Origin of the sequence: Bacillus sp. SIMBA_008, from assembly GCF_046535495.1 — a bacterium.
GTDB classification, from domain to species: domain Bacteria; phylum Bacillota; class Bacilli; order Bacillales; family Bacillaceae; genus Bacillus; species Bacillus subtilis.
In genome coordinates, this window is the sequence record NZ_JAWRWL010000683.1 from 1 (window position 1) to 261 (window position 261).

Annotated in this window: 1 protein-coding gene; it reads right to left on the reverse strand. The window is 29.5% G+C overall.

Annotation, left to right across the window (positions count from 1 at the left end; all coding sequences use genetic code 11):
• Nucleotides 1–10 precede the first annotated feature (10 nt).
• The coding region (locus tag SB658_RS24975) for a hypothetical protein (RefSeq protein ID WP_410603102.1) at nucleotides 11–261 on the reverse strand (251 nt) is incomplete at its 5' end.

Below are 261 nucleotides of genomic sequence, written 5' to 3' on the forward strand. Positions count from 1 at the left end.
GATACAATACTTATTTCACTTCCAAACTAAACCAATTGTTAAATCCATATACTAACGTAACTAACGCTCCAATAACACCAAAAACAACTATATTTATACCCATTGAAGAACCAAATACAACAGCCATTATTGACACAATCATGAATAAAATGGCGATACTATTAATCTTAATTTCTACTATATCGCCATCCTTTACTTTCTTTTCTTTACTCCCAAAAAAGAATTGTTTTACTTTTATATTTGCTTCATCTCCCTCAAAAG